This is a genomic window from Streptomyces sp. NPDC021622 (assembly GCF_040640795.1).
In the GTDB taxonomy this organism is placed as follows: domain Bacteria; phylum Actinomycetota; class Actinomycetes; order Streptomycetales; family Streptomycetaceae; genus Streptomyces.
The window spans coordinates 393920-409811 of sequence record NZ_JBFACK010000007.1 but is presented as its reverse complement, the minus strand read 5'-3'; the positions used below and the strand labels follow the sequence as shown (position 1 = coordinate 409811).

Annotated in this window: 1 protein-coding gene; it reads left to right on the top strand. The window is 72.1% G+C overall.

Going from position 1 to position 15892, the window contains the following annotated elements:
• Positions 1 to 20 precede the first annotated feature (20 nt).
• Positions 21 to 15863: a type I polyketide synthase gene (locus AB0G47_RS17225; RefSeq protein WP_360769957.1), complete on the top strand. Its 15843-nt coding sequence runs from the start codon at positions 21 to 23 to the stop codon at positions 15861 to 15863.
• Positions 15864 to 15892 lie beyond the last annotated feature (29 nt).

Below are 15892 nucleotides of genomic sequence, written 5' to 3'. Positions count from 1 at the left end.
AGCGGTTCGCGGGCACGTTCATGGCGCAGCGGCCGAGTCCGTTGCTGGGTGAACTGCCCGAGGTGCGTGCGGCGTTCGAGGCCACTTCGGCGGCCGAGGGTATGTCGGCCCTGGCGCAGCGCCTGTCTGGTTTGGACGAGGCTGAGCAGGAGCGGCAGCTCACGGAGCTGGTTCGGTACGAGGCTGCCGCGGTGCTCGGCCATGTGTCGGGCGATGCGTTCTCGGCGTCCCGTGCGTTCAGGGAGCTGGGCTTTGACTCGCTGACGGCGGTGGAGCTGCGCGCCCGGCTGAGTGAGGTCACGGGTGTCGCGCTGCCTGCGACGCTGGTCTACGACTACCCGAACGCGGCGGTCCTTGCCGCGTATCTGCGTACCGAACTGTCCGGCGTGGTCCCCACTGCCTCCGCTTCCGTGACCGTGTCGAGCGCGTCCGATGAGCCGATCGCGATCGTGGCGATGTCCTGCCGGTTCCCGGGCGGTGTGTCGAGCCCGGAGGAACTGTGGGACGTGGTCCTCGCGGGTGGGGACGCGGTGTCGGAGTTCCCGACCGATCGCGGTTGGGACTTGGAGGCGCTGTACGACCCCGACCCGGACGGGGTGGGAACCTCGTATTCGCGTTCCGGCGCGTTCCTGTCCGACGTGGGCGCGTTCGACCCGGCGTTCTTCGGGATCTCGCCGCGCGAGGCCCTTGCCATGGACCCGCAGCAGCGACTGCTGCTCGAGACGTCCTGGGAGGCATTCGAGCGGGCAGGCATCGACCCGGATTCGCTGCGCGGTGAGCGCGTAGGCGTGTTCGTCGGGTCGAACATGCAGGACTACGGATGGGTGCTGGGCGCGGCTGCCGACGACATGGGCGGTTACGTGGCGACCGGCAACGCGGCCAGCGTGGCCTCCGGCCGCCTGTCCTACACGTTCGGCCTTGAGGGCCCTGCCGTCACGGTGGACACGGCGTGCTCGTCGTCGCTGGTGGCCCTGCACCTGGCGGTGCAGGCGCTGCAAAGGGGCGAGTGCGAGCTGGCCCTTGCCGGCGGTGTGACGGTGATGTCGACGCCGACCTCGTTCGTCGAGTTCAGCCGTCAGCGTGGTCTCGCTGTGGACGGGCGGTGCAAGGCGTTTGCCGCCGGTGCCGACGGCACGGGCTGGGGCGAGGGCGTCGGCATGCTGTTCGTCGAGCGTCTTTCGGACGCGCAGCGCAACGGCCACCAGGTGCTCGCCGTCGTCCGGGGCTCGGCCGTCAACCAGGACGGTGCGTCCAACGGTCTGACCGCTCCGAACGGCCCGTCGCAGCAGCGAGTGATCCGCCAGGCACTCGCCAGCGCGGGTCTGGCCCCTGCCGACGTGGATGTGGTCGAGGCGCACGGCACGGGTACGAAGCTGGGCGACCCGATCGAGGCCCAGGCTGTCCTCGCCACCTACGGCCAGGACCGGCCCGCCGACCGGCCGTTGTGGCTGGGCTCGATCAAGTCGAACCTTGGTCACACGCAGGCCGCGGCCGGTGTGGCGGGCGTGATCAAGATGGTCATGTCGATGCGGCACGGTGTGCTGCCGAAGACGCTGCACGTGGACGAGCCGTCACCCCACGTGGACTGGTCCGCGGGTGCGGTGGAGTTGCTCACCGACGAACGTGCGTGGCCTGCTGTGGACCGGCCGTGGCGCGCAGGTGTGTCGTCGTTCGGATTCAGCGGTACCAACGCGCACACCATCATCGAGCAGGCCCCCGCCGTCGAGCAGGAGGAGCAGGCGGAGGCGCCGGAGCCGGTGGGCGACGCGGGCCTGGTGCCGTGGCTGCTGTCGGCCAAGAGCCCCGAGGCGTTGCGGGAGCAGGCCGCACGGCTCAAGTCCTTCGCGGACACGACTCCTGAGCTGAGTGTGGGGGTCGTGGGCCGTGCGCTGGTGTCCTCGCGTGCGGTGCTTGAGCACCGTGCCGTGGTGGTCGGTGCCGACCGGGCGGAACTGCTGGCCGCATTGGAGGCCGTGGCCGAGGGCCGGGCGACCGGTGCCGTGGTCACGGGTGTCGCCGATGAGCCTGGCCGACTGGGATTTCTGTTCTCGGGTCAGGGTTCGCAGCGGCTCGGGATGGGTCGTGAACTGGCTTCCCGTTTCCCGGTGTTCGCCGGTGCTCTGGACGCCGTGCTGTCGGAGTTCGACCCGCAGGTGCGCGAAGTCCTCTTCGGTGAGGATGTCGACGCGCTGAACGAGACGGGTGTGACGCAGCCCGCGTTGTTCGCGGTCGAGGTGGCGCTGTTCCGACTCCTTGAGTCGTGGGGTGTCCGCCCCGACATGCTGGCGGGGCACTCGATCGGTGAGTTGGCCGCGGCTCATGTGGCTGGTGTGTGGTCGCTTGCTGACGCCGCCGCGGTGGTGTCGGCCCGTGCCGGGTTGATGCAGGCGCTGCCGTCCGGTGGCGCGATGGTCGCGGTCCAGGCGTCCGAGGCCGAGGTCGCGTCCGGCCTGCCGGAGACCGTCGGTGTTGCCGCGGTCAACGGCCCCAACTCGGTGGTCATTTCCGGTGTCGCCGCCGACGTCGAGGTTGTCGCCGAGCGGTGGCGCGAGGCGGGCCGGAAGGTGACCCGTCTCCGCGTGAGTCACGCTTTCCACTCGCCGTTGATGGACCCGATGCTGGATGAGTTCCGCCGGGTTCTGGAGGGCGTGTCGTGCGAGGCGCCGTCGATCCCGATCGTGTCGACGCTGACCGGAGTCCGCGTCTCCACCGAGGAGTTGGCCTCGGCGGAGTACTGGGTGCGGCATGTGCGTGAGTCGGTGCGGTTCGCCGACGCCGTGAGCACGCTCGTGGACGAGGGCGTTGCGACGTTCGTCGAGGTGGGTCCCGGCGGGACGCTGTCCGCGCTGGGCCAGGAGTCCGCGCCGGATGCTGGGTTCGTCCCGGTGCTGCGGAACGACCGCCCGGAGGCGGTTGCCGCGACGACGGCCGCGGGACAGCTGCATGTACGTGGTGTCCGAGTGGACTGGGATGTGTTCTTCACCGGTCGCAGTGCGCGGTGGGCTGACCTGCCGACGTACGCGTTCCAGCGTGAGCGCTACTGGCCTGACGTACAGCCGGTGATCGGCAACGTCGCGGCGGCCGGGCTCGGTGCCGCCGAGCACCCGCTCCTTGGCGCGACCGTCACCCTCGGCGGCACGGACGGTGTGCTGCTGACCGGCCGGCTGTCGGTCCAGACCCATCCGTGGCTGGCCGATCACGAGATCATGGGCTCGGTGCTGCTTCCCGGTACGGCGTTCGTCGAGCTGGCGGTACGCGCCGGTGACCAGGTCGGGTGTGACCTGGTCGAGGAGTTGACCCTGGAGGCGCCGCTTGTTCTGCCCGAGCAGGGTTCGGTGCGGGTGCAGGTGTGGGTCGGGGCCGAGGACTCGTCGGGCCGGCGCGAGCTGAGCTTCCACTCCAGTGTGGGTGACACCGACGACGGCCGTTCATGGACCCGGCACGCCACCGGTGTGCTGGGAGCAGGCGGGCGCTCCGATGGGGCCTCGCTTGCCGAGTGGCCGCCCGCAGGCGCGGAGGCCGTTGACCTGGACGGCTACTACGACCGCATGGTCGCGGGTGGCTTCGGCTACGGGCCGGTGTTCCAGGGGCTGCGGTCGGCCTGGCGCACCGGGAACGAGATGTTCGCCGAGGTCGCGCTCCCGGACGGCGTGAAGGCTGAGGGATTCGGTCTGCACCCGGCGCTGTTGGACGCGACGCTCCAAGCCATCGGGCTGATGGGCGAGGCCGACGCTCCCGGCAAGCTGCCGTTCTCGTGGTCCGGTGTGCGGCTGCACGCCTCGGGTGCGACGGTGCTGCGGGTGCGGCTGTCGCCCACCGGCGCGGACGGAGTGGCGCTGACGGTCGCGGACGGCTCCGGCGCACCGGTGGCCACGATCGATTCACTGGTCCTGCGCCCGGCCGCACCGGCCCAGGTCGCCGGTGACGACCGCGGTGACGCGCTGTTCGGTGTCGACTGGGTGTCGGTGCCCCTGGCCGGGGACGATGTTCCGACGGTCGAGTGGACCGACCTGGAGGCGCTGGCCGGGGCGTCGGAGCTGCCTGACTTCGTTGTTCTGCCGTGCCCGGTCACCTCCACGTCCGACCCGGCCACCGGCGCGCACGAGGCGGCGCACTGGGCGCTGAGTGTGGTCCAGTCCTGGCTTGATGACGGGCGGTTCGACGCGTCGCGTCTGGTCATCGTGACCCGTGGCGCGATCGCCGCCACGACTGATGACGACGTACGGGATGTCGCTCAGGCGGCGGTGTGGGGTCTGGTGCGGTCCGCTCAGTCGGAGAACCCGGACCGGATCGTGCTGGTCGACCTCGATGACGAGGCGGCCTCGCGCGATGTCCTGCCGACCGCGCTGGCCACCGGTGAGCCTCAGCTCGCGGTGCGTTCGGGCGCTGCCACTGCCCCGCGCCTGGCCAGGGCACGGCAGTCCGTGGTCGAAGACCCCGGCTTTGGCACCGGCGCCGTGATGCTGACCGGTGCGACGGGCACGCTGGGTGGCCTGGTCGCCCGGCACCTGGTCGCCGAGCGAGGCGTGCGCAACCTGCTCCTGGTGAGCCGGCGCGGCGCCGCCGCAGACGGCGCCGAGGAACTGCGTGATGAACTCACCGCGCAGGGCGCCGAAGTGACGTACGCGGCATGCGACGTGTCCGACCGCGAAGCCCTCAAGGAACTGCTCGCCGAGCACGACATATCCGCCGTGATCCACACCGCAGGCGTGCTGGACGACGGCACGATCGGCTCACTGACCGCCGAGCGAATCGACACCGTGTTCCGGCCCAAGGTCGACGCGGCCTGGCACCTGCACGAGCTGACCCGCGACCTCGATCTGTCCGCATTCGTGATGTTCTCGTCCGCCGCCGGTGTGTTCGGTGGCGCAGGCCAGGGCAACTATGCCGCCGCCAACACCTTCCTGGACGCGCTCGCCCAGCACCGTCACGCATCCGGCCTTGCCGCGACCTCGCTGGCGTGGGGCCTGTGGGCCTCCGGCGGCGGCATGGCAGGCAGCCTCGAGGAGGCCGACGTACGACGGATCACCAGCGGCGGCGCGATACCGATCGGCGCGACCGAGGGCCTGGCGCTGTTCGACGCGGCGGGATCCACGGGCCGCGCGCTGCTGGCGCCCGTTCCCCTCGACCTGACCGTGCTGCAGCGGCAGGCGCGTTCCCACCCCGTGCCGCACCTCCTGCGGGGCCTGGTGCGGGGCACCGCGCGCAGGACCGTCGATCCCGCCGCCGCCCGGACCGCGCTGGCGCAGTCCCTGGCCGGCATGACCGAGGCCGAACGGGAGAAGGCACTGCTGGATCTCGTCCGTACCCACGCCGCCGCGGTGCTCGGCCACAGTTCGGCGCACGCCGTCGCGCCCGACCGCGCGTTCCGCGAGCTGGGCTTCGACTCGCTCAGCTCCGTCGAGCTGCGCAACCACCTCAACGCGGCCACCGAGCTGCGCCTGCCCGCCACGCTGGTCTTCGACTACCCGAGCCCCGCGGCACTCGCCGCCTTCATCGGTACGGAGTTCGCGGGCGCGCCCGTCGTCGTGGCGCCCACCCGCACGACCGTCTCCGTGAGCGACGAGCCGATCGCGATCGTCGGCATGAGCTGCCGCTACCCCGGCGGGGTCAACTCGCCCGAGGACCTGTGGCGACTCGTCCTTGACGGCGCCGACGCCATCAGCGAGTTCCCCGTCAACCGTGGCTGGGACCTGGACGCCCTGTACAACCCGGACCCCGAGCACATGGGTACCTCGTACACCCGCGAGGGCGGCTTCCTGCACGACGCCGATCTGTTCGACCCGGCGTTCTTCGGGATCTCGCCGCGCGAGGCCCTTGCCATGGACCCGCAGCAGCGACTGCTCCTGGAGACCTCCTGGGAGGCGTTCGAGCAGGCCGGAATCGCCCCGGAGTCCGCGCGGGGCAGCGCGACCGGGGTGTTCGCGGGCGTGATGTACCACGACTACGTGGCGCGGCTGCGTTCCGTCTCGGAGGACGTCGAGGGCTACCTCGGCACGGGCGGAGCGGGCAGTGTCGCCTCCGGCCGCGTCGCCTACGCCCTGGGCCTGGAGGGCCCAGCCGTCACCGTCGACACCGCGTGCTCCTCGTCCCTGGTGGCCCTGCACTGGGCGATCCAGGCGCTGCGCCAGGGGGAGTGCTCGATGGCGCTCGCCGGTGGTGTCGCCGTGATGGCGAGCCCGGCGACCTTCGTCGACTTCAGCCGCCAGCGCGGCCTGTCCGCCGACGGTCGGTGCAAGTCGTTCTCCGACGACGCCGACGGCACCGGCTGGGGCGAAGGCGTCGGCATGCTCCTCGTGGAGCGGCTTTCTGACGCCCGCCGCAACGGACACCCAGTCCTTGCCGTCATCCGTGGTTCGGCGGTGAACCAGGACGGCGCGTCCAACGGTCTCACCGCGCCGAACGGTCCCTCGCAGCAGCGCGTCATGCGACAGGCGCTTGCGAGCGCGGGCCTGACCCCGTCCGACGTGGACGCGGTCGAGGCGCACGGCACCGGCACCACGCTCGGCGACCCGATCGAGGCCCAGGCCCTCCTTGCCACCTACGGCCAGGACCGCACCGGTGAGCCCATGTGGCTCGGCTCGATCAAGTCGAACATCGGTCACACCCAGGCCGCGGCAGGCGTCGCGGGCGTGATCAAGATGGTCATGGCGATGCGCAACGGTGTGCTGCCGCAGTCCCTGCACGTCGGCGAGCCCTCGTCGAACGTGGACTGGTCCGCGGGCGCCGTCGAGCTGTTGACCGAGGCACAGCCCTGGCCGGAGACCGGACGCCGGCGTCGCGCCGGTGTGTCGTCGTTCGGCGTGAGCGGCACGAACGCGCACACCATCATCGAGCACGTGCCGGACGAGGACCACACTCCGGCGCCCGTCGACGGCGTGCTGCCGTGGGTGCTGTCCGCACGGAGCGCGGAGGCGCTGCGTGACCAGGCGATCCGGCTGCGAGAGCACGTCGCGGGTGAGCCGGAGGCCGGTGCGCCGGACCTCGCTTACTCGTTGGCGACGACGCGATCGGCCTTCGACCACAGGGCCGTTGTCGTGGGCGACGACCGAGCGGCGCTCCTTGACGGGCTCAACGCTCTCGCCGAGGGCCGGCCGTTCCCGGGCCTGGTCACCGGGTCCGTCGTCGTGGGCGGCGTGGGCTTCTTGTTCTCGGGTCAGGGGTCGCAGCGGCTTGGCATGGGCCGTGAACTGGCTTCCCGTTTCCCGGTGTTCGCCGATGCCCTGGACGCCGTACTGGGCGAGTTCGACCCGCAGGTGCGCGCGGTCCTCTTCGGTGAGGATGCCGATGCGCTGAATGAGACGGGTGTGACGCAGCCCGCGCTGTTCGCGGTCGAGGTGGCGTTGTTCCGGCTGCTTGAGTCGTGGGGTGTGCGGCCCGATGCCCTGGCGGGGCATTCGATCGGTGAGCTGGCTGCGGCTCACGTGGCCGGTGTGTGGTCGCTGTCCGACGCGGTCAAGGTGGTGTCGGCGCGGAGCGCGCTGATGCAGGCGCTGCCCTCCGGTGGCGCGATGGTGGCGATCCAGGCCACCGAGGCCGAGGTCGCATCGGACCTGTCGGAGACCGTGGGCATTGCCGCGGTCAACGGGCCGAACTCAGTGGTCATTTCCGGAGTCACCGCTGACGTTGAAGCAGTCGCGGAGCGTTGGCGCGAGGCGGGCCGGAAGGTGTCTGGCCTGAAGGTCAGCCACGCGTTCCACTCACCGCTCATGGACCCCATGCTCGACGAGTTCCGCCGGGTCCTTGAAGAGGTGTCGTACGAGGCACCGGCCATCCCTCTCGTGTCGACACTCACCGGTGTCCGCGCCTCCACCGAGGAGTTGGCGTCCCCGGAGTACTGGGTGCGCCACGTGCGCGAGTCGGTGCGGTTCGCCGACGCCGTCCGTACGCTCGTGGACGAGGGTGTGGCGACGTTCGTCGAGGTCGGCCCGGGCGGCACGCTGTCGGCGCTGGGCCAGGAGTCCGCGCCGGACGCCGGGTTCGTGCCGGTGCTGCGGAACGACCGCCCGGAGGAGTCGGCGCTGGTCTCCGCCGTGGCCCAGCTCTGCACGTGGGGCACGCGGGTGGACTGGGAAGCCTTCTTCGCCGGTCGTGGCGCACGCCGGGTCGGCCTGCCCACGTACGCGTTCCAGCACCAGAGCTACTGGCTGGACGCCGGTGTGTCGGCAGGCGACCTGGACGCTGCGGGGCTCGGCTCGGCCGGTCACCCGCTGCTCGGCGCGATCGTCGACACGGCCGACTCGGACGGGCAGCTCTTCACCGGCCGCTTGTCGGTGGCGACCCACCCGTGGCTTGCCGATCACGTCATCCAGGGCTCGATCCTGCTGCCCGGCACGGCGTTCCTCGAGCTGGCGGTGCGCGCCGGTGACCAGGTCGGATGCGATCTGGTCGAGGAGCTGACGCTGGAGGCGCCGCTGGTGGTGCCCGAGCGCGGTGGAGTACGGGTGCAGTTGCAGGTCGGTGAGTTGGACGAGTCCGGTCGGCGTTCGGTGACGGTGCACGCGCGGGACGACGACGCTGACCTGTGGGTGCGGCACGCGAGCGGTGTGCTCGTGGCCGGTGCCGAGGTGGCGCCTGCCGATGTCGGTGCCTGGCCGCCGGCCGGGGCGCAGGTCGTGGACCTGGATGGGCTCTACGACCGCATGGCCGACGGCGGTTTCGGCTACGGGCCGCTCTTCCAGGGGCTGCGGGCCGCGTGGCGCAAGGGCGACGAGGTGTTCGCCGAGGTCGCGCTGCCGGACGGTGCGGGAGTGGACGGTTTTGGTCTGCACCCGGCGTTGCTCGATGCGGCGCTGCACGGCATCGGGTTGATGGGCGGGCCCGAAGGACCCGGCAAGCTGCCGTTCTCGTGGTCGGGTGTGCGGCTGCACGCCTCGGGCGCGACGGTGCTGCGGGTGCGGTTGGCGCCCGCGGGGTCGGACGGCGTGTCGTTGGCGGTCGCGGACGGCTCCGGTGCTCCGGTGGTCACGATCGAATCGCTGGTCCTTCGGCCCGTGACGGCGACGCTGTCGCGGCAGGGCTGGGAGTCGCTGTTCCGCCTGGACTGGGTGCCTGCGGCCGTGCCGGCCGGGAGTGCCGGTCCGGTGGCGGAGTTCGCGGACTGGGCCGCGGTGCGGTCGGCCCTTGACGCGGGCGAGTCGCTGCCGGACCACGTGGTGGTGCGGTGCGCCGAGTCCCGGGACGCGGACGCCGTGCGCCGGGAGACGCTGAATGCCCTGGAACTCGTACAGGGCTGGCTGACCGATGACCGGTGCTTGGCGTCGCGGCTTGTCCTTGTGACGCGTGGCGCTGTCGCGGTGGGCGCCGAGGACGACGTGGCGGACCTCGCGTCGGCCGCGGTGTGGGGTCTGGTGCGGTCCGCACAGCTGGAGGACCCGGATCGCTTCGTCCTGGTGGACGTCGACGACGAGGACGGCTGGCGGCAGGCGCTGACGACCGGGGAATCCCAGGTCGTCGTGCGGGACGGACGGGTGTACGTGGCCCGCCTCGCGCGAGTGCTGCCGGAGACCGGCACCGACCCGGCGTTCGGTCCGGACAGCTCGGTCCTGGTGACCGGCGCGTCGGGCGCCCTGGGCAGTCTCGTCGCCCGGCACCTCGTCGGCGGGCACGGGGTCGAGCGCCTCGTCCTTGCCAGCAGGCGCGGGCAGGCGGCGGAAGGCGCCGAGGAGCTGCGTGCCGAACTGGTCGCGCAGGGCGCCGAAGTGACGTTCGCGGTGTGTGACGTCGCGGACCGGGACGCGCTGGCCGCGCTCATCGCCGAGCACCCCGTGACCGCTGTCGTGCACACCGCCGGTGTGCTGGACGACGCCACGATCGGCTCGCTGACCCCGGATCAGGTCGACACCGTGTTCCGGCCCAAGGTCGACGCGGCCTGGAATCTGCACGAGCTGACCCGTGACCTGGACCTGTCCGCGTTCGTGCTCTTCTCCTCGGTGGCGGGCACCCTGGGCGCGACCGGCCAGGGCAACTACTCGGCCGCCAACGCGTTCCTCGACGGCCTGGCCCGGCGCAGGCGCGCCCAGGGTCTGCCCGCGACATCCCTGGCCTGGGGCCTGTGGGCCGACGGCATGGGCGCCAAGGTGGCACAGTCCGCCGCTACCGGCCTGTCCGCGGAGGAGGGCGTCGCACTTTTCGACGCCGCGGTCTCCGGGGCCGACCCGGTCGTCGTACCGATGCGGCTCGACCTGCGGGCCGTACGGGAACTCCCCGTGGTGCCGCCGGTGTTCAGCGGTCTGGTGCGGACGACGGCCCGCAGGGCGGCCCAGACCGGGGTCGACCCCGCGGCCGAGCTCCGCGACCGCCTCGCGTCGCTGGCCGAGGACGAACGCGAGCGGGTGCTCCTGGACCTCGTCCGCACCCAGGCCTCCGCGGTGCTCGGCCACGCCGGTCCCGAGGCGGTCTCGCTCGGCCAGGCCTTCACCGAGCTGGGCTTTGACTCGCTGACGGCCGTCGACCTGCGCAACCGGCTCAACCTGGCCACCGGCCTCCGCCTGCCCGCCACGCTGGTCTTCGACTACCCGACCCCTGCGGCACTCGCCGAGTTCATCGGCACGGAGTTCGCGGGCGCGCCCGTCGTCGCGGCACCCACCGCCACGGTCGTGGCCGCGACCGACGAGCCGATCGCCATCGTCGGCATGAGCTGCCGCTACCCCGGTGGCGTCCGCACGCCGGAGGACCTGTGGCGACTCGTCCTCGACGGCGCCGACGGCATCACGCCGTTCCCGACCGAGCGCGGCTGGGACGTGGAGGGGCTCTACGACCCGTCGGGCGAACGGGACGGCAGCTCCTACACCCGCGAGGGCGGCTTCCTGCACGACGCCGACCTGTTCGACCCGACGTTCTTCGGGATCTCGCCCCGCGAGGCGCTTGCGATGGACCCGCAGCAGCGACTGCTCCTGGAGACCTCGTGGGAGGCATTCGAGCGGGCCGGCATCGACCCCAAGTCGCTGCGCGGCAGCGCGACCGGCGTGTTCGCGGGCGTCATGTACCACGACTACGCCTCCCAGCTGCACGGCGTGTCGAAGAGCAGCGAGGGATTCCTCGGTACGGGCAACGCGGGCAGCGTCGCCTCCGGTCGCGTGTCCTACACGTTCGGCCTCGAAGGCCCCGCGATGACCGTGGACACGGCGTGCTCGTCGTCGCTGGTCGCGCTGCACCTGGCGGCGCAGGCACTGCGGTCGGGGGAGTGCTCGCTCGCCCTCGCGGGAGGCGCCACCGTCATGGCGACGCCCGGCGCGTTCGTCGACTTCAGCCGCCAGCAGGGCCTGTCCGCCGACGGCCGGTGCAAGTCCTTCTCCGCCGACGCCGACGGCACGGGCTGGGGTGAGGGCGTCGGAATGCTCGTACTGGAACGTCTCTCGGACGCCCGGCGCAACGGACACCCCGTGCTCGCGGTGGTCCGCGGCTCTGCGGTGAACCAGGACGGTGCGTCGAACGGCCTGACCGCTCCGAACGGTCCCTCGCAGCAGCGGGTCATCCGCCAGGCGCTCGCGAGCGCGGGCCTGACGCCGTCCGACGTGGACGCGGTCGAGGCGCACGGCACCGGCACCACCCTGGGCGACCCGATCGAAGCCCAGGCGCTGCTCGCCACCTACGGACGGGACCGTGCGGGTGAGCCGCTGTGGCTGGGCTCGTTGAAGTCCAACATCGGCCACACCCAGGCCGCCGCGGGCGTGGGTGGCGTCATCAAGACGGTGATGTCGCTGCGGCACGGCGTGCTGCCGAAGACGCTGCACGTCGGCGAGCCCTCGCCGCACATCGACTGGTCGGCGGGCGCCGTGGAGCTGCTGACCGAGGCGCAGCCGTGGCCTCAGGCGGACCGGCCCCGACGGGCGGGAGTCTCGTCCTTCGGCTTCAGCGGCACCAACGCGCACGTCATCATCGAGTCGCCGGAATTCGAGTCCACGGCGGACGTCGACGCGCCGAAGGCCCCCGAGGCGCCGGCCGGTCCGTGGCTGCTTTCCGGCCGCACCGAGAGCGCGCTGCGCGACCAGGCGGCGCGGCTGCGCGACCACCTGACCGAGCGGCCCGACCTCGACCCCGCTGAAGTCGCCCGCGCACTCGCGACCTCGCGGGCCGGGTTCGAGCACCGGCTCGCCGTCGTCGGCAGGGACATGGCCGACCTGACGGCCGGGCTCACCGACGCCGTCGAGGGACGGCCGGGCAGCGGAGTCGTGCTGGGTGTCACCGATGAGCACCGGGTCGGCTTCCTGTTCTCGGGTCAGGGGGCGCAGCGGCTCGGCATGGGGCGCCAACTGGCGGACCGTTTCCCGGTGTTCGCCGAGTCCCTGGGCGAGGTGCTCGACGCATGCGATCCGCAGGTGCGTGAGGTGTTGTTCGGTGAGGATGCCGACGCGCTGAATGAGACCGGGGTGACGCAGCCCGCGCTGTTCGCGGTGGAGGTGGCGCTGTTCCGGCTGCTTGAGTCGTGGGGCATTCGGCCGGACGTGCTGGCCGGGCATTCGATCGGTGAGCTGGCTGCCGCGCATGTGGCGGGTGTCTGGTCGCTCGCTGATGCCGTGAAGGTGGTGTCCGCGCGTGGCGCGCTGATGCAGGCGCTGCCCGAGGGCGGTGCGATGGTGGCGATCCAGGCATCCGAGGCCGAAGTCGCGTCGGATCTGCCGGACACTGTCGGTGTCGCCGCGGTCAACGGGCCGACGGCGGTGGTCATTTCCGGTGTCGACACCGACGTGGAAACAGTCGCCGAGCTGTGGCGCGAGGCGGGCCGGAAGGTGTCCCGCCTGAAGGTCAGCCACGCGTTCCACTCGCCGCTGATGGACCCGATGCTCGATGACTTCCGCCGAGTGCTTGAGGGCGTGTCGTACGAGACGCCTGCCATCCCCGTCGTGTCGACGCTGACGGGCCGGTCGGCCACCGTCGAAGAACTCGCTTCCCCGGAGTACTGGGTGCGGCACGTACGCGAGTCCGTGCGGTTCGCCGACGCCGTGGCCGGCATCGACGCGGACGTCCTCGTCGAGATGGGCCCCGGTGGCGTGCTGTCGGCCCTTGGCCAGGAGTCCCTGCCGGACGCGGCGTTCGTCCCGGTGCTGCGCGGCGACCGCGCGGAGGACGGCGCCGTCATGACGGCGCTCGCCGAACTGCACGTGCGAGGCGTACATGTCGACTGGGCCGCCTACTTCGAAGGCCGCGGCTACGGAGTCGACCTGCCGACGTACGCCTTCCAGTACCAGCGGTTCTGGCCCGACACGAGCGTGCGGCCCACCACCGACGCGACCGGGCTCGGGCTCGGCTCCGCCGACCACTCGCTGCTCGGCACCGCGGTCGCCCTCGCGGACGAGGACACCGTCCTGTTCACGGGCAGGCTGTCGCTGCGGACGCATCCGTGGCTCGCCGAGCACGAGATCATGGGATCGGTACTGCTGCCCGGAACGGCGTTCGTCGAGCTGGCGGTGCGCGCCGGTGACCAGGTCGGTTGCACCTCGGTGGAGGAGCTGACACTTGAGACACCGCTGGTGCTTCCCGAGCACGGCGGTGTGCAGGTCCAGGTACGGGTCGGCGCGCCGGACGAGTCCGGCCGACGCCCGATCGCGGTCCACGCGCGGGACGAGAGCGGCGACCTGCCGTGGTCCCGGCACGCCAGCGGAGTCCTCGCCGATGACGGCGGTGCCCCCGCCGACCTCGGCGCGTGGCCGCCGGCGGGCGCGGAGGCCGTCGAACTGGACGGTTTCTACGACGGCATGGCCGACGGCGGGTTCGCCTACGGTCCGTTGTTCCAGGGCCTGCGGTCGGTGTGGCGCAGCGGGGACGAGGTGTTCGCCGAAGTCGCGCTGCCGGAGGAAACCGCCGTCACCGGGTTCGGCGTACACCCGGCACTCCTTGACGCGGTGCTGCACACGGTGGCGTTCGGCGTGCTGCCCCCCGTCGAGCACGGACGGCTGCCGTTCGCATGGACGGGGGTCCGCCTGCACGCCGAGGGTGCGACGACGCTGCGGGTGCGGCTGACCGCGGTGGGACCTGACGCGGTGGCCCTGGCCGTCGCCGACGGCTCCGGCGCCCCGGTCGCGACCGTGGACTCGCTGGTCCTTCGCGCGGTGTCGCCCGGTTCGCTGGGGACGGCACGCGGGCAGGAGTCGCTGTTCCGCCTTGACTGGGTGGCCGCTTCGGCGGCGGCCGGAAGTGCCGGTTCGGTGGCGGAGTTCGCCGACTGGGCGGCGGTACGGTCGGCGCTCGACGCGAACGAGTCGTTCCCGGAGAACGTCGTGGTGCGGTGCGCACGGCCCGGTGACGTGGACGGGGATGCCGTGCACCGGCAGGTGCACGCCGCTCTGGAACTGGTGCAGGGCTGGCTGGCCGACGACCGCTGCGCGGAGTCGCGCCTGGTCCTTGTGACCAGTGGCGCGGTGGCGGTGGACGCCGGCGACGACGTGGCGGACCTGGCATCGGCCGCGGTGTGGGGTCTGCTGCGGACGGCACAGGCGGAGAACCCGGACCGCTTCGTCCTGGTGGACGTCGACGACGAGGACGGCTGGAAGCCTGCCGTCGTCGGCGCGGAACCCGAGCTGGCCGTCCGCGCCGGTGAGACCTTCGTGCCGAGGCTGGTGCGGGCCCGTCCGGAAATCGAGGACGGGCGGGGCTTCGGTGCCGGTCCGGTTCTTGTGACCGGTGCGAGCGGGATGCTGGGCGGCCTTGTGGCGCGGCATCTGGTCGTACGGCACGGGGTGCGACGTCTGGTGCTTGCGAGCAGGCGTGGCCAAGTGGGCGACCTGTACGACGAGTTGGTCGGTCTGGGTGCCGAGGTCGCGGCCGTCGCCTGTGATGTGGCGGACCGGGACGCGGTGGCGGCGCTCCTCGCGGAGCACCCCGTGACGGCCGTCGTGCACGTGGCGGGTGTCCTGGACGACGGCGTGATCGGGTCGCAGACGCCGGAGCGGATCGACACGGTGTTCCGGCCCAAGGTCGACGCCGCCTGGAATCTGCACGAGCTGACCCGTGACCTGGATCTGTCGGCGTTCGTGCTGTTCTCGTCCGCGGCGGGCACGCTGGGCAACCCCGGCCAGGCCAACTACTCGGCGGCCAACGCGTACCTGGACGCACTCGCCCGGCACCGGCACGTCCAGGGCCTTCCCGCGACCTCGCTCGCGTGGGGCCTGTGGGCCGGAGAGGACGGCATGGGCGCCCGGATGGCGGAGAGCGGAGCCGCGGGCCTGTCCGCCGATGAGGGCATGGAGCTGTTCGACGCGGCGGCACTCGGGACCGACCCGGTCGTCGTACCGATGCGGCTCGACCTGCGGGCCGTACGGGAACTCCCCGTGGTGCCGCCGGTGTTCAGCGATCTGGTGCGGACGACGGCCCGCAGGGCGGCCCAGACCGGGGTCGACCCCGCCGCCGCACTGCGGGACCGGCTCGCGGCGCTGCCGGCGACCGAGCGGACGTCCGCGCTGATGGACGTGGTGTGCACGCATGTCGCGGCCGTACTTGCGCTCCCCGGCGCCGGAGCGGTCGACGAGCGGCGCGCGTTCAACGAGCTGGGCTTCGACTCGCTGACCGCGGTCGAGCTGCGCAACCGGCTCGGTGCGGCCACCGGTCTCCGTCTGCCCGCCACCGCGATCTTCGACTACCCGACCCCGCTCGACCTGGTCGGCCACATCGAGGACGCGCTCGTCGTCGACGAACCCGACGGGGTGGCGCCGCTGCTCGCCGAGCTGAGCCGCATCGAGGCGGGCCTCGCCTCGGTCAAGCCCGGCGACGACGCGGACGACCGGGTCGGTGCCCGTCTGTCGGCACTCCTCGCCGTGTGGCGCGACAGCCGCGCCGACTCCGCCGCGCAGGCGCCCGACGGCCTCGACACCGCCACGGACGACGAGGTGTTCGACCTGCTCGGCAAGGAGTTCGGCATCTCCTGACCCGCCCCGCCCTGGCCACTGAACTTGCA

Coding starts and splice junctions, on each gene's coding strand:
- AB0G47_RS17225 (WP_360769957.1), top strand. CDS start 21: ATGGCGCAGCGGCCGAGTCCGTTGCTGGGTGAACTGCCCGAGGTGCGT.